General features: G+C 71.2%; 15 protein-coding genes. 7 read left to right on the forward strand and 8 right to left on the reverse strand.

Features of this window, described 5'->3' with window-relative positions:
- Positions 1-5 precede the first annotated feature (5 nt).
- Both ACGFY9_RS23190 and ACGFY9_RS23195 read right to left on the reverse strand, forming a co-directional pair.
- A complete protein-coding gene (locus tag ACGFY9_RS23190) occupies positions 6-461 on the reverse strand; it encodes a hypothetical protein (protein WP_393756908.1) in 456 nt (151 codons plus the stop codon).
- 134 nt (positions 462-595) lie between these two features.
- Positions 596-1483 carry a hypothetical protein gene (locus tag ACGFY9_RS23195; protein ID WP_393756910.1) on the reverse strand — a complete coding sequence of 296 codons (888 nt, stop codon included), beginning with the start codon at positions 1481-1483 and terminating at the stop codon, positions 596-598.
- A 402-nt stretch (positions 1484-1885) separates the two neighbouring features.
- Here ACGFY9_RS23195 and ACGFY9_RS23200 point away from each other — a divergent pair, with 402 nt between their 5' ends.
- The 4 genes from ACGFY9_RS23200 to ACGFY9_RS23215 all read left to right on the forward strand — a co-directional run bounded on the left by ACGFY9_RS23200 (position 1886) and on the right by ACGFY9_RS23215 (position 7734).
- Positions 1886-4990, forward strand: coding sequence for a BTAD domain-containing putative transcriptional regulator (locus tag ACGFY9_RS23200; RefSeq protein ID WP_393756912.1), 3105 nt, complete (start codon positions 1886-1888; stop codon positions 4988-4990).
- A gap of 103 nt (positions 4991-5093) precedes the next feature.
- Entirely contained in the window at positions 5094-5759 is a 666-nt protein-coding gene (locus tag ACGFY9_RS23205; protein ID WP_393756914.1) for a M15 family metallopeptidase, read from the forward strand.
- Between the two features lie 190 nt (positions 5760-5949).
- Positions 5950-6486 carry an RNA polymerase sigma factor gene (locus ACGFY9_RS23210; protein WP_393756916.1) on the forward strand — a complete coding sequence of 179 codons (537 nt, stop codon included), beginning with the start codon at positions 5950-5952 and terminating at the stop codon, positions 6484-6486.
- Positions 6487-6597: 111 nt separating this feature from the next.
- Positions 6598-7734 carry a C40 family peptidase gene (locus ACGFY9_RS23215; protein ID WP_393756918.1) on the forward strand — a complete coding sequence of 379 codons (1137 nt, stop codon included), beginning with the start codon at positions 6598-6600 and terminating at the stop codon, positions 7732-7734.
- A gap of 61 nt (positions 7735-7795) precedes the next feature.
- Here ACGFY9_RS23215 and ACGFY9_RS23220 read toward each other — a convergent pair whose 3' ends face one another.
- On the reverse strand, positions 7796-8464 hold the full coding sequence (locus ACGFY9_RS23220; protein WP_393756920.1) for a TetR/AcrR family transcriptional regulator: 669 nt from the start codon (positions 8462-8464) through the stop codon (positions 7796-7798).
- Positions 8465-8548: 84 nt separating this feature from the next.
- Between ACGFY9_RS23220 and ACGFY9_RS23225 the strand changes: the two genes are divergently transcribed.
- Positions 8549-9340, forward strand: a complete 792-nt coding sequence (locus tag ACGFY9_RS23225) for an MBL fold metallo-hydrolase (RefSeq protein WP_393756922.1) — start codon at positions 8549-8551, stop codon at positions 9338-9340.
- A gap of 30 nt (positions 9341-9370) precedes the next feature.
- Positions 9371-9889: a cupin domain-containing protein gene (locus tag ACGFY9_RS23230; RefSeq protein ID WP_393756924.1), complete on the forward strand. Its 519-nt coding sequence runs from the start codon at positions 9371-9373 to the stop codon at positions 9887-9889.
- 105 nt (positions 9890-9994) lie between these two features.
- Here ACGFY9_RS23230 and ACGFY9_RS23235 read toward each other — a convergent pair whose 3' ends face one another.
- The 3 genes from ACGFY9_RS23235 to ACGFY9_RS23245 form a co-directional block, all read right to left on the reverse strand.
- Complete coding sequence (locus ACGFY9_RS23235) at positions 9995-10927, reverse strand: LLM class F420-dependent oxidoreductase (protein ID WP_393756926.1); 933 nt, start codon at positions 10925-10927, stop codon at positions 9995-9997.
- Between the two features lie 92 nt (positions 10928-11019).
- Positions 11020-11763, reverse strand: coding sequence for an SDR family oxidoreductase (locus tag ACGFY9_RS23240; protein ID WP_393756928.1), 744 nt, complete (start codon positions 11761-11763; stop codon positions 11020-11022).
- 80 nt (positions 11764-11843) lie between these two features.
- The gene (locus ACGFY9_RS23245; protein ID WP_393756930.1) at positions 11844-12494 is read right to left on the reverse strand and encodes a nuclear transport factor 2 family protein; all 651 of its coding nucleotides are present in this window, start codon (positions 12492-12494) and stop codon (positions 11844-11846) included.
- Positions 12495-12707: 213 nt separating this feature from the next.
- Here ACGFY9_RS23245 and ACGFY9_RS23250 point away from each other — a divergent pair, with 213 nt between their 5' ends.
- Positions 12708-13346: a TetR/AcrR family transcriptional regulator gene (locus ACGFY9_RS23250; protein WP_393756932.1), complete on the forward strand. Its 639-nt coding sequence runs from the start codon at positions 12708-12710 to the stop codon at positions 13344-13346.
- A gap of 205 nt (positions 13347-13551) precedes the next feature.
- Here ACGFY9_RS23250 and ACGFY9_RS23255 read toward each other — a convergent pair whose 3' ends face one another.
- Together ACGFY9_RS23255 and ACGFY9_RS23260 are read right to left on the reverse strand one after the other, a co-directional pair.
- A complete protein-coding gene (locus ACGFY9_RS23255; RefSeq protein WP_393757404.1) occupies positions 13552-14058 on the reverse strand; it encodes a hypothetical protein in 507 nt (168 codons plus the stop codon).
- 171 nt (positions 14059-14229) lie between these two features.
- Complete coding sequence (locus tag ACGFY9_RS23260) at positions 14230-15045, reverse strand: SAM-dependent methyltransferase (protein ID WP_393756934.1); 816 nt, start codon at positions 15043-15045, stop codon at positions 14230-14232.
- Between the last annotated feature and the right edge of the window lie 5 nt (positions 15046-15050).

The raw sequence follows: 15050 nt of genomic DNA on the forward strand, positions 1-15050 counted from the left end.
GGTCGTCAGCCCTGGCTGCAGTAGTCCACCCAGCGGTGCGAGGAGATGTTGTTGTTGACGCTCTTGCCGAACTGCTCCAGGCCCGCGCCGTAGGTGAAGCGGTACTCGCCGGTCGTGGTGTCGGGCCAGCTGTCGCCCTGGCTGATGCAGGCGTGCGCGCCGCCGGCGTTGGGGGCGGTGTACAGGTCGACGGCGTCGAGGCCGCCCGCGTAGCCGTTGTTCCAGATGTCGGAGGTCAGGTTGCGGCAGGTGCCCCAGTTGTCGGAGTTGCCGGACCACTTGCATTCGCGGCCGCCGCCGTAGGGCTGGGTGTAGACGTGGAGGTAGCCGTCCCCGGAGAGTTGCGCGGTCGCGGTCTTCTGGGTGCCCGCGTCCAGCGCGCTGGCGCTGGAGACCGGGGAGAAGAGCGCGGCGACGGCGGCGGCCGAGGCCGCGACGGTGAGGAGACGCTTGACGGACATGGTTTCTCTCGTTTCGTTGTGATGGGGTGATACGCCCACGGTCGGGTGATGCGCCCAGGGTGGGGTGATGCGCCCACGGCTCGACGGCCGTGGTGGTCTGTGTGTGGTGGGGCGTAGGAGGAGGCGAGCCGGGCTCAGTCGTCCTGCGCGACGATCGCGCGGGCCCGGGGCAGCGCCTCGCGCTTGAGGCGCGCGAGATCGGCCGTCTCCCGGGGGTGGCTCCGCCGCAGCCGGTCCCGGTACTCGGAGTCCAGGGACTTGGCGACGGACGACAGGCCGCTGGAGACGGCACAGGCCGCTTCGGCCGAGGCCAGCCGTACCTCCTTGGCGTGCGGCCACGGAGTCTCCGGCAGGGTGGCCGCGGCCCGGGCCCGGGCGGGGTCCGCGTAGGTGTACGTCCGCTCGCGCATGCAGCGTGCCCACGGCTTGACGGCCGCCTTGTAGCGCGTGTCGTCCGTCACGAGGCCGACGCGCATGCCGGCCAGGCTGTCGGTGACCCGGGTGGCCCGGAACCACGCCTGGAGATCCCCGTACAGCTGCCGTTGGGCGGTGGCCTGGCAGCCCTGGTCGCTGTGGGAGACCCGTATGCCGTTCGGGAGCCGGGCCGAAAGTCCCTGCGGCCGCGCCCCGTTGAGGTCGCTGACCAGAGCGGCTCTGTCCGTGGCCGGCACGGAGTGGAAGTACTGCTGATTGGGGTCCCTCCGGACCTCGGCCTCCCGCTGCCGCCGCAGATCGGTGCCGTAGCCGTGGGCCCTGGCCCATGCCGGGTCGTCCACGACGTAGGGGAACCGGATCGAGACGTCGTCGGGGCTGCGCGGCTCGACCCAGTACTTGTGTCCCTCCTTCTCCATGCACGTCTTGATGAGGAGCTGCTCCGCGAGCCGTAGCGTCTCCGCCGTGCTGCCCGCGGCCCGGGGCGTGCTGCTCGCGGACGCCCCGGGGGCGGTCGTGGTGCCCGCGCATCCGGTGGCCGTCGTCGCCAGCAGGCCGGCGGTCAGCAGGGCCAAGGTCCAGCGGTGCATGGGGCGGCTCCCGGGGCTCTGGTCGAACGGACGTGGTGCTTTCGAGCCGTAGACGCCCCACAGGTCCCGTCCGTATGCCCCCGGCCCACAAGGTTTTCCTCTTTCTCCGGCACTCATACGAGGGCGGCCGGAGAACCGTCTTCCCTGCACGCGGCAGGCATCGCCGACCGTCGAAAACCAGTCAACCGGGGAGAGGAGAGAGGAGCGCCGCCCCCTTGAGCAGAGGCGCGCACGACAGACATCACCTGCCCTGACGTCGCAGGTGAGGGACACCGGTCCGCCGAATCGATCGAATCCGGTCACGGCGGTCCGGCCGTTGCTGTGCCTTCGCTATGTCGTGGGCATGTTCGCCGCTATCTTTGCCGTGCTCCATCGGGCGGGTGGTGCGGCGATCGGGGAACGATGTTCGAAGTGCGGCTGCTCGGTCCGGTGGAGGTGTGGGCCGGTGACCGGCGGGCCCCGCTCGGCGGTGTCAGACCCCTGGCAGTCCTTTCTGCACTCGTCGTCCATCTCGGCGAGGTGCTCTCCACCGAGCGGCTCGTGGACTGCGTCTGGGACGAGCGGGTGCCGGCCACCGCGGGCGCCCTGGTGGCCACCCATGTCTCCGCCGTACGCCGGGCACTGGCCCAGGTCACGCCGGACACGGTGGTCCGGACACGGCCGCCGGGCTATGTCGCCGACCTCGACCCGTCCCAGATCGACGCCCGCCGGTTCGAGGACCTGCTCGCCTTGGGCCGGACTGCTGCCGCCGCGGGCCACCGCGAGGAGGCCGCCGACCGGCTGGGCGAGGCGCTGGCGCTGTGGCGCGGCCAGGAAGCGCTGGAGGGACTGGGCCAGTCGTTCGCCCGGATCGAGGCCTCCCGGCTGGCCGAACTGCGGATCGTCGCCCAGGAGGAGTCCTTCGGGCTGCAGCTCGATCTGGGCCACGCGGACCGGACCATCGCCCCGCTGCTCGCGCACGTCGCCGCCCACCCCCTGCGGGAACGGCCGCGCGGCCAGCTGATGACCGCGCTGGTCCGCACCGGCCGCGTCTCCGACGCCCTGCGCACGTACCGGGAGGGCCGCGCGGTCCTGCGCGAGGAGCTGGGCATCGATCCCGGCCCGGAACTACAGGCGCTGCACCAGGCCGTACTGACCAACGACACACAGGTGGCGGGCACCCCGCGCCGACCCGGCACCGCCCGCCCGCACAGCACCGGGCGGGACCCCGCCGGGCCCCCGAGGCCGCCGGCCGGCGGCCGCTCCACTCCCACCCCCGCACCGTCCCATCTCCCGCCGGACATCGCCGACTTCGTGGGCCGCTCCGAGCAGATCGCCTGGGCCGCCTCGCTGGTGGGCGGCGTCGACGAGGCGGGCCGTACCGCTCCGCCGATCGGGGTGATCTCCGGCCGGTCCGGAACGGGCAAGACCGCGCTCGCCGTGCATGTCGGCCACCGGATGTCCGAACTCTTCCCGGACGGCCGCCTGTTCGTGGACCTGCGGGCGGCCGACACCGCGCCGCTGCAGCCCGCCGACGCCCTCGCCCGGCTGCTCCGCGCCATGGGCGCCGACCCCGAGACCCTGCCGACCTCGGTCGAGGAGCTGACGGGGCTGTACCGCACCCACATCGGACACCGGCGCGTCCTGCTGATCCTGGACAACGCGGCGGGCGAGGCGCACGTACGGCCCCTGCTGCCGCCCGGCCCGGGTTGCGCCGTCCTCGTCACGAGCCGGCGCCGGCTGGTGGCGCTGGAGGGCTCCGCCCACCTGGACCTGGCCGTGCCCGGTCAGGCGGAGGCGCTCGAACTGCTGCGCCGGGTCGCCGGACCGGACCGCACGAGCGCCGAGCCGGAACGGGCCGCGGAGATCGTCTCGCTGTGCGGACGGCTGCCGCTGGCCGTGCGCATCGCGGGCGCCCGGCTGGCGGCCCGCCCGCACTGGGCGCCCGGCCGGCTCGCCGACCGGCTGCGGGACGAACGCCGCCGGCTGAGCGAACTGCGCGCCGGGGACCTGGAGTTGCGCACCAGCCTCGAACTCGGCTACGCCGACCTGGAGTTGCCCGAGCGCCGGGCGCTGCGCCGGCTGGCCCTGCTCGACCTGCCGGACTTCGCGGCCTGGATCGCCGCCCCGTTGCTGGACATCGGCACGGAGGAGGCCGAGGAGGCGGTGGAGCGGCTGGTGGACTGCCACTTCATCGATGTGATCGGCGTCGACGAGACGGGACGCAGCCGGTACCGCATCCATGACCTGGCCCGCGAACACGCCCGCGAGCGCTGCCTGTCCGAGGAGAGCCCGGAGGAGCGTACGGCGGCCGTGCTGCGGCTGGTGGCGTCCTGGCTGGGTCTCGCCGAGAAGGCGGCCGCCCTCGGCCCGGGCGGAGCCGCCCGGCGCTTCCCCGAACCGGCCGCCGTACGGCCCCTCGACGCGGAGACGGAGGAGGAGCTGCTGGAGCGGCCCACGTCCTGGTTCGCCGCCGAACAGGCCTGTCTGCTCGCGGCAGTCGAGTACTGCGCCGACCACGGCATGGTCCGCGCCGCCCGCGATCTGGCCGGCGCGCTGATCGCGAGTTCGGCCGCCCTGTACAACCAGTTCGACGCCTGGTCCCGCTCGCACGCCGCGGCCATGGCCGCCGTACACCGCGGCGGGGACGACGAGGGAGAGGCGTGGCTGCTCGCGGGGCTTGGCCAACTGCGCTATGAACAGGACGAGTTCGAGGATTCGTACACCTACTTCGGCAGGGCCCTGCGGCTGTTCGAGGCGCGCGGTGACGTGCCCGAGGGCGTGGCGCTCGCCCTCGCCGGAATGGGGACGGCCCGCCGCGAACAGGCCGTGTACGCCGAGGCGTTGGAGCTGCTGAACACGTCGCTGGAGCGGTACGGGGAGTCCGCCGGGCCGGGCGCCCGGGCCCGGGTGCTGTACGGCATCGGATACGTGCACCGGGAACAGGGGCGCGGCGGGCGGGCCCGGGAAGCTCTCGCGCGGGCACTGGACCTGTACCGCGCGGAGGGCGACCGGCACGGCGAGGCGCTGACCCTGCGGTCGCTGGCCCTGTGCGACCGGGCCGAGGGCGCGCTCGCGGACGCCGAACGGCTGCTGCACGAGGCGCTGCGGATCTTCTCGGGTCTGCGGGACACCTTCGGGGTGATGTACACCGAACAGTCCCTGGCCAAGACGGAGTTGAGGCTCGGCCGCCTCGACGAGGCACGGGCGCGGCTCGGCCGCTGCCTGACCGTGGCCCGCGAGCGCCAGGACCGCTTCGGCGAGGCGCTCGTCCTGCGCACGCTCGGCGAGTGGCATCTCGCCGCCGGCGATCCGGACGGCGCGCGGGAGCCGCTGGAGCGGGCCCTGTCGGCATGGGAAACCCTGCGGCTGCCCCTGTGGCGGGCCCGCACGCTCCGGGACCTGGCCGAGGTCCGGGAGGCACACGGCGACGCGTCGGCCGCGCGGGCGGCCAGGGCCGAAGCACTCGGCGCCTTCCGGGAGTTGGGCTGCCGCGAGGCACAGGAGCCGATGGCGGGCACCGGGTAGTCCACAGGTCGCCGTAGCCCTCCGCACGCCTGCAGAAGCCCTGGTGGACCGCCTACAGGCAACTTGCAGAGCAGTTGCAGCGAGCTCCGCGATGCTGATGCACGTGACAGAGATCATCACGCTCTCGGACGCCCGGGTCGCCGCGGTCGCGGAGGACGACTGCGGCGAACCGCTGGTCGACCTGCGCACCACGGACGACCTGCGGATCGACCACCGGCAGGCCGACGACGACGGCAACTACGCCCACCTCAGGGCCGGTGCGCTACGGCGGCTGGTGCGGGCCCAGCGGCTGCTGCCGGCCGGGGTCCGGTTCCTGGTGGTGGAGGGGTACCGGCCGCCCGAACTGCAACGCCGGTACTTCGAGCAGTACGCGCGGACCATGCGCCGGGCCCACCCGGACGCGTCGCCGGAACGGATCCGCGAACTGGCGAGCGCGTACATCTCCCCGCCCGAGGTCGCACCGCACGTCAGCGGCGGGGCCGTCGACCTGACGCTGTGCGACCGGGACGGCCGGGAACTGCCGCTGGGCACGGAGGTCAACGCGACCCCCGAGGAGAGCGACGGCGCCTGCCGCACCGAGGCGCCCGGCATCAGCGCCGAGGCACGCGCCAACCGGTCCCTCATGAGCTGGGCCCTCGACGCGACCGGCTTCGTCAACTACCCGACCGAATGGTGGCACTGGTCGTACGGCGACCGGTACTGGGCGCTGCTGCGCCGGGCACCGGCCGCCCGCTACGGCCCCGCCGCCCCACCCGGCCCGACGGCCTGAGGCGCTGGAAGCCGGGGGCAAATCTAACCATCGTAGCGAGCTTTGACTGGTTAGAAAAGACCCCAGCCTCCAGCACCCCAGACCGCCGCACCCCCGGCCCGACGGCCTGACCAGCCACCGACCGGGACACCCAACGACCGCACCGTACGGCCGAGTTCACCACCGAGTTCACGACCGAGGGGGAAACAGCATGGAGACCAGAACCTGCGCCGTCCCGCCACCACAGCGCGAGGACGGCGACCGGATGAGCCCGAAGGACTTCGACGCGTCCTTCGCCGCCGACATGCCACGCCTGCGCCGCCGACTGCTGGCCCTGACCGGCAACCCGCACGACGCCGACGACCTGCTGCAGGAGACCTACCTACGGCTCTCCCGACGCGCCCGCGCCCAGAACCTGACGCGGCAGCAGCACCCGTACGCCTACACCTGCACCGTCGCCCTGAACCTGCTGCGCGACGCGTGGCAGCACCCCTCCCGGCGCGAACAGTCCACCGACCGGCTGCCCGAAGCGGGCTGGGACGGCGGGCTGGCCTCCTACGAGGCGTCCCAGACCACGCTGGCACTGCTGCGCGTGCTCTCCGAGAAGGAGGCCGCGGCGGTGATCCTCGTCGACCTGGAGGGCCTCAGCCACGACACCGCGGGCGAACGCCTCGGCGCCCACCGCGGAACGGTCCAGCGCAACCGGATGCGCGGCCTGGCCAAGATGCGCGACGCGCTCGGCAACTAGCCCGTGCCGCTCCCCCACGGGGGTGGGGAGCGGCACACACGTCCCCACCGCCGTCCCCAACCGCCGTCCCCGGCCCGCCCGGTGACGTCATCTCGACGAAGGAAGACTTCCTTGAACACCAGCAGCACGCGCCGCCGGACCAGCGGCGCGCTCCTGGGGGCCTCGGTCCTCGCCCTGTCCGTGTTCGTCTCCGCACCGGCCCACGCCGCCGCACAGGACACCACCTGCGGTGTCCTGGCACCGGGCGCCTCGGCCACCGCGCAGGCCGCGGTGAACGCCGCCTGTTCGCAGATCGGCGTCTGGTACAGCTGGGGCGGCGGCCACGCGGCCACGCCGGGCGCCAGCTACGGCTACTACGACGGCTCGGACCCCGACAGCCTCCACGACAACGAGCGCAAGGGCTTCGACTGCTCCGGCCTGACGCGCTACGCCTACTACCAGGCCACCGGCAGGGACCTGCTCAACGGCACGGCGGACGACCAGTTCCACAGCTCGCAGGCCTCGGCCCGCTTCTCCGCCGCGCAGGGCAGCGCCCCGCTGCTGCCGGGCGACCTGATGTTCTGGGGCAGCGGGCACATCCACCACGTCGCCATGTACCTGGGCAACGGGCAGATGGTCGAGGCGTACGAGTCGGGCACCCACATCCGGGTCGCCCCCGTACGCACCGGCGGCGACTACGCGGGCGCGATCCGGGTCAACGGCTCGGGCACGCCGACTCCCCCACCCGCGAACGGCGGTACGGTCTTCGAGACCTGGGGCACGGGGGTGCGCACCCGCTCCACGCCGAGCGTGCGCGGTGCCGTGGTGGACACCTTCGCCGGTCCGACCCAGGTGTCCGTCCAGTGCCAGGAGCACGCCGAGACCGTCACCGCCGAGGGCTACACCAACGACATCTGGTCCAAGCTGGCCGACGGTTCGTGGATGACCAACATCTACATCAAGGGCCCGGCCTCACTGCCCGGCATCCCGGACTGCGGCGGCAGCAGCACCCCGCCGCCCTCAGGAGGCAGCAAGCCCTTCCAGACCTGGGGCACCGGTGTACGCACCCACAGCCAGCCGAACGTCAACGCCGGCGTGGTCGACTACTTCGCCCAGCCCACCACGGTCAACGTCGTCTGCCAGGCGCACGCCCAGGAGGTCACGGCCGAGGGCTACACCAACGACGCCTGGTCCAAGCTGACGGACGGTTCCTGGATGACCAACATCTACATCAAGGGCCCTGCCTGGCTGGATGTACCTACCTGCTGAGGTGGAGCCGAGGTCGCCGGCCGCCGTACGCCTTGAGGGGCGTGCGGCGGCCGCGTCGTTGTCAGCGAGGGCGCTCCGGCTCCGCCGTGCGCGGACGGGGCATGAGCGTGGCGGTGAGGGTGTCCGCCAGCCATTCCTCGTACGTGTCGGCGGACCAGCCCCGCCCCGCCGTGAGCTGGGTGTACAGCTGCGGGCCGGCCAGCGCCCAGACCGCGTCCGCGACGTGGGCCGGGTCCACGTCCGGGCCCAGCGCGCCGCTCTCGTCGAGGTGGGTGACGAACGCGGTGACGCCGGTCAGCCGCTCCCGCTCGCCGAGGTCCAGGACCTCTCCGACGTCCGGGCCCGCCTGGGTCAGCAGGGCGAAGAGCGGGGTGATCCGTTCATGGATGCCGCGGACGTACGCGCCGTAGAGACGGAACTTGGTGCTCAACTCCCTTGTCGCCAGGATCTGTTGGATCTGGGGGCGGTCTCCCATGGGGACCGGCTCGTCGTCACCGGCCAGCGTGATGTCCCACAGGGCCTTGACCATGCCGGGCTTGCCGCCGAACGACTTGTAGACCGTCTCGGGGGAGACGCCCGCACGCTCGGCCACCGCCTTGATCGTCGTGGCGTGGTAGCCGTCCTGGAAGAGCAGCTCTCGGCAGGCGTCCAGCACCGCGGCCCGGTTGCGGCGCGCGGCCTCGCGGCGGCCCTCGGAGTTGTAGGACCGACGTGGCGTCCCGTCCGGCATCGACGCACCCTCCCATTCTGTTACAGTCGACCGTATCGGACACAGTCCATTGTATCGAATACTGCCCGGCTGCCGGAGGCTCGTATGTCCCGTCCCGCATCCACGCAGGTCGCACCCGGCGTCCACCGCCTCGGCGACCATGTCGTCAACTTCTACCTGATCGAGGACCCGGACGGTCTCGTCCTGGTCGACGCGGGGACGCCGACGCATCTGGAGCAGCTGCGCAAACTGCTGGGCGGCCTGGACCGCTCCCTCGGTGACGTCCGCGCCGTACTCCTAACCCACGGGCATGCCGACCACACCGGACTGGCCCACGCCCTGCGGGAAGCCGGCGCCGAGCTCTGGATCCACGAGCGGGACGCCGCCATCCTGCGCGACGGCCCGCGGAGCGCGAACCGCCACGCCAAGCCCGAGCGTTCGATGGTTCCCTATCTGCTGCGCCGGCCGTCCGCCCTCGCCATTCCGCTACGGCTGGCTCGCGACGGCGCCTTCACCGCGCCCGGGGTGCCGGGCGCGCGCACCTTCGACGCCGACCAGGTGCTCAAGGACGTTCCCGGCACCCCGCAGGCCGTCACCCTGCCCGGTCACACGCCCGGCAGCACCGCGTACCTCTTCGCCGGCCGCGGGCTCCTCTTCACCGGCGACGCCCTGGTCACCGCCGACGGCTTCACCGACCACACCGGACCCACGATCGTGAGCCGCTGCTTCACCCATGACAGCCGGGCCGCGCTCGACGCCCTCGACCGCCTCGACGGACTCGCGGCGGGGCCGGCGGCGGAACCGACGGTCCACCTGCTGCTGCCCGGTCACGGCGAGCCCTTCGCCGGAGACGTCCGAACCGCCACCCGACAGGCACGGCAGTTCGGCGCCCACTGACCCCCGCCTTCCAACTCCCGAGGAAACGACATGAGTTATCACACCCCCCGCGTCCTGCACGTGCCCACCGAGAAGGGCGTGGTCAAGTGGATGTCCGGCGACGTCTACGAGACCTTGGCCACGGCCGGTTCCACCAACGGCGCCGTGGGCTTCACCGTCTGCTGGGTGCCCCCGGGCGGCGGACCCGTGGCGCATGTGCACAAGAGCGCCGACGAATCCTTCTACCTCGTCTCGGGTGAGCTGGAATTCCTGAACGGCGACCAGACCTTCGTGGTGAACACCGGTGACTTCGTCTTCGTACCGAGGGGCACCCGGCACCGGTTCCGGAACCGCACCGACGAACAGGCGCACATGGTGGCCTTCTTCACCCCCGGCGGCGGCGAGGCACTGTGGCTGGACGGCGGGGACGACCCCGCCCCCGGCAAGCGGCCCGAGTTCTGGCCGCCGGAGCGTGGCCTGGCTCTGGGCCCGCTCCTCGGACGCGAGGACATAGACATGGAGATCCTGCCCGAGGAAGCGGACCTCGGCGGCCCCGCCGACCGAGCCTGAGCGAGAGCGGCACAGCAATGTCCCCCGGGCCGGGAGACCACCGGCCCGGGGGACGTCTACGACGACATCGCACCCGTCCACCTCACGGAGGACTGAACCCGCCGGTCAGAAACCGGCCGTACGGGCCGTCGTGTACACCTCGGCGGCCAGGTCCTTCAGTTCGTGCGCGTCCCGTGCGGCCCACGAGAGGTCGACCAGGAACTCGTCGAGGCCGATCCCGGCGTACGCCATCAGATCGGTGACGATCTGCTCGACGTCGCCCTGGAACGGTTGGCGGTCCGGGCCCTCGTACCGCTTGGCGGTGTAGTCCGGGTTCACGCGTACGACCGTCCGCAGCGGCCGGGTGCGGCCCCGCTCGGCGGCGAGATCCTGCAACTGCCGCCAGCCCTCGGCCACTTGAGCGGGTCCGTCGGCGTACGGCAGCCAGCCGTCGGCGTGGTCGACGAGTCGGCGCATCGCCCGTGGGGAGTTGGCCGGCACCAGGATCGGGATCGGTCGGGCCGGCTTCGGCCCGACCACGGCCGAGGCGATCCTCGTGATCCGGCCGTCTTCATAGACCACCGGGTCCGGGCCCCACACCGCCCGGCACACCGCGAACACCTCGTCCATCACCTTGCCGCGCTCCTCGAACGGGCGCACCCCGGCGGCCGCGTACTCGTCGAGGGACCAGCCGCTGCCCAGTCCCGCGACCACCCGGCCGCCGCTCGCCGCGTCCAACGTGGCCAGCGATTTGGCGAGTTGGAAGGGGAGGCGCAGCGGGGCGACCAGCACGGCGGTGCCCAGTTCGAGCCGCTCGGTGGCCGCCGCCGCGAGGGTCAGCGTGACCAGCGGCTCGGCCACGCCCCGGTAGGCGTCGGGCCAGGGCAGGCCCGGGACGCCGTACAGCGGCTGGGTCCGGGGCTCGGGGAACAGGGCGCGTTCGTACACCCAGACGCTGTCGTATCCGATGCCCTCGGCGGCGCGCGCCACATCGGGCACGTCCTTGCCGAGGTCGTACTGCCGATTCTGCGGGAGACCCATTCCGAGCCGGGTGGTCATGCCGGTGCGCTCCTCTGCGGTTGATCGCGCGCTCAAGTCGGCGTTGTCCGGTTGGCCGAACCTGGCTTGCAGTTCCATTAGTTGACGGTCAGTCAGTGTCCGGACAGCATGCGCAGCATGGTGCCGTACTCACCGCGGGCCTCGGCGAATCGCACCGGCTCGACCGTCTTGACGAGGATCTCGTCCGGCTGATCGCCGGCGCCGAGAATGCTCATGACCTCGTCGAGGAAGGTGTCGAGGGGCATGGCGGTCTGCGAGTTCTCCTGGCCCATCAAGGCGGTGCGCACCGCCGGGGGCACCAACTCCAGGACCTCGATGCCGGTGTCCGCCAGTTGGACGCGCAGGCTCTCGGTGAAGGAGTGGGCGGCGGCCTTGGTGGCGTTGTAGGTCGGGGCGATCGGCAGGGGGACGAAGGCCAGCCCCGAGGACACGGTCATGATCGTCGCCCGGGGCCGGGTGGCGAGGTGTTCGGTGAGAGCGGCGACGAGACGGATGGGGCCGAGGAGGTTCGTCGCCACCGTCGCTTCCGCCGTAGCGAGGAAGCCGCCGTTGTGGAGGTCCTCCGGCAGCATGATGCCGGCCATCGCCACCAGGACGTCGAGGTCGGGGAAGCGTCGCAGCAGGTGAGCGGTGACGTCCTGGACGGCGACCGGGTCGGTGACGTCGAGGACGACGGCCTCGACGCCGGAGTGCTCCGCGACGATCTGTTTCAGCCTGTCCTCGCGCCGCCCGGAGATGATGACCCGGTTGCCTGCCGCGTGCAGCCGCAGCGCGAGGCCGAGGCCTATGCCGGAGGTCGCTCCGGCGACGAAGACGGTGTTGCCTGTGGGATTCAAGAGGTTCTCCGACTGGGCTGTGGTTCGTGATGGAGACGCTCGGACGGGGCGCGCCCGCGCGTCACCCGCCGGAGAAGACCTCAGTGCTTGTTGACCGCCGAGGCCCAGTCGAAGTCCACGCCCATGTCGGAGTACATCTTCGAGTAGCCGACGAAGCAGTTGAACGCCGTGACCTTGCCGTTCTTCAGGTACCAGAAGTCGGCGGTCGGCGCGGCGACCTTGTGGCCGTTCCCCTTGACCACGCCCGCCGGCGTCTGGAGCTGCCCGTCGAAGGTGCCGTCGATCGACAGCTCGATGCTGATGGTGTCGCCGTTCACGGTGATGCGCTTGAGGTCACGGTGAACGTCGGAGAAGAGGCCCTTCATGTAGGGCAGTACGGTGCCGAGCGCCTTACCCCGGTAGGCCTGGCCGGCGACCATGTCGTTGAAGACGCCGTCCTTGGTGAAGCTGTTGACGAAGGTCGGGACGTCGATGTGGCTGCCCTCCGCGACGTAGTAGTCGCGCAGGACGACCGCGAGGTTGGCCTTCTCGTGCTTGGTCAGGTGGCGGTCGGTGAGCGGCAGCTTCGCCAGCTGACGGGCGGTCAGGGCCGGAGCCGCCGAACTGCTGTGCACCGCCGCCTTGTTGTGGACGGGGCTCGCCGCCTGCGACGGCACGGCGGCGATGGAAAGACCACCCACGACAGCCACAGCGGCCGCGGCGGTGATCGACTTCCGACTGATCAGCTTCATGACGTATTCCTTCACGTTCGTTCTCAGGATTCGGGAGCCGCCGCAGCGGTCTCTCTCGCGCTCTTAGTAAATCAAACGCTGGCTTGACTTTATGAACGGCACCCCAAGCTGTCAAGCCACTGTTTGAATTGTGTGGACACCCGGCCGTGAGAGTGCCCCGATCCGCGACGCAACCGTTGACAATCAAGTCAAACAACTGATTGACTACAGGGCATGACCAGGGTAGAGAAGACGGACCTGCGCCGAGAGGCCGGTCAGCGCACCCGGGATGGCCTGCAGGCGGCCGCCCTGGAGTTGCTCGCGCAACGAGGCCCGGACGGCCTGACGCTCCGCGAGATCACAGACCGCGCCGGCGCCAACGTCGCCGCGGTGAGCTACCACTTCGGGTCACTCAAAGCACTGTGCGACACCGCGATCGAGCACGCGCTGGAACGGTACCTGGACGCGCAGATGGAGGCCATCGGCTCCCTCAGCCCCACCGCGACCCTCCACGAGGTCGCGGCGGCCTTCGCCGGGCCGATGATGCGGGCACTCGCGGCCGGCGGACAGGACCTGGCCATGATGCGGACCGTGGCACGGATCGGCATCGAACCACCCCAGGGATGGGAGCGGCTGACCGGCAAGTTCGTCCAGAGTCGCCGGGATGTCCTCCGCGTACTGACGCCTCACGTTCCCGGAGTCGACGAGCAGGAACTGAACTTCCGTACGCGCTGCGCGGCCGGCATGTTGAACTGGCTCGCCCTGGCACCCATCGGCGCCGAACTGGCCGCCATGCCCGCCGAGCAGATCGAACGGCAGCTCGTCCCCGTGGTGGCCGGAGCGTTCCTGGGGGACGCCGGCGCCGGCCACTGACCGGGCCTCAGGGCCGCTGGAATCCGGACAGCCCGAACGGTCACCCGCCGCTGCCCCTCGCCGAGTTCACCGGATCCCGCGTGTCACCCGGTGCTCAAGTCGTCGACATAGCCGCGGTATCCACCCGTGGCACCCGGGAAAGGGCCCCGACCCGGTCGTAGGACCAGGTCAGAGCCTTGGGGCAGACGAGCCGGGCCGTACGGGGTCACCAGGTGTGAGCCACGTCCACCACGAGATGGTTGGCCGTCTGGAAGACCTGGAACGGCAGCCGGGCACGGACGCCGAGTCCGGCCTGGGTGTATCCCTCGGAGCCGCCGGTGACCTTGAACTCCCGGAAGGTCCGGTATCCGGTGACGTCGACGGACGGAAGCGGCGGGTAGGGCTGTCCGGTCGCCGGGTCGTAGCGCGAGGAGAACAGCGAGATCTCCAGAATGGCTCCGCCCTTGATCGGAACCACGATGTCGCTCGGGTCCTGATGCAGTACGTCGACGTAGCGGACCGTGTAGCCGATCGGGTCGGCCGCCGTGCCCTGGGCGTCGAAGACCAGGCGGTCGAAGCACTCGTGCCGTCCGGTCCGCACGTCGGTCAGTCGCCTGGAGGCAGCGGCGTCACCGTTCTTGTCCAGGCTTCCCCACGTCACGGCGCAGTCCACGGCCGTCGGCGCGGCCACCGCCGGAACCGTGCCGGCCAACAGGCCGCCGCCCGCCAGCATTGTCGCGGCCAGTGCAGTACCTATCCGTCGCATGACTACCCCCGGTAGCTCGCGTAGGTGTGTGCCCTTTCAGACCGACGGCTTTCCGGAAGGTTGTGCGCTTCCTGCTGTTCTTCCTGCTCTTCCTGTCCGGCCGTTACGGCTTACGCGGTCGTCACGGCTACTCGGTCACTACGGCTTACGCGCAAGTCCACCGTGCTCGGCGATGACCTCCGGGATGCCCGAACCGGGCTCCGGACGCCACTCCGTCACCGAGACGACACCGGGCTCGACAAGCTCCAGGCCGTCGAAGAACGCGGTGATCTCATCAATGGAGCGCAGGTTGTACGGAACGGCGCCGCTGTCGTTGTAGGCGTTCTGGGCCTGCTCGAAGACAGGGTCGATGCCGCGCGACCCGTCGTTGATGGAGAGGTAACTGCCCGAGGGCAGGGCTTCCATCAGCCGGGTGACGATGGAGCGGGCCTGATCGTGGTCGGCGACGTGGCCCAGGATGTTGCTGAGGATGAGCGCGGTGGGACGACCGAAGTCCAGTGTCCTGGCGGCGACTTCAAGAACGCGGTCCGGGTCCGTCACGTCGGCGTCGATGTAGGCGGTCGCACCTTCCGCGGTGGAGTGCAGCAGGGTGCGGGCGTGAGCGAGCACCATCGGATCGTTGTCGACGTAGACGATCCGCGCCTCGGGAGCGAGCCCCTGGGCGACCTGGTGGGTGTTCTGCGCGGTCGGCAGGCCGGTACCGACGTCCAGGAACTGCCGGATACCCGCCTCGGAAACGAGATACGCGATGGTGCGACGCAGGAAGCCACGGCTGGAGCGAGCGATGGTGACGATCCCGGGAAACACCTCGGTGTACGCGTCACCGGCCGCCTCGTCGACGGGGTAGTTGTCCTCGCCGCCGAGCCAGTAGTTCCAGATACGGGCGGAGTGCGGCACCGACGTATCGATCTTCCGCTGCTCCGCCGGCTCGGGCGCCGGCACGGGGTCGCTCATGAGTT

Source organism: Streptomyces sp. NPDC048504, assembly GCF_043200035.1.
In the GTDB taxonomy this organism is placed as follows: Bacteria; Actinomycetota; Actinomycetes; order Streptomycetales; family Streptomycetaceae; genus Streptomyces.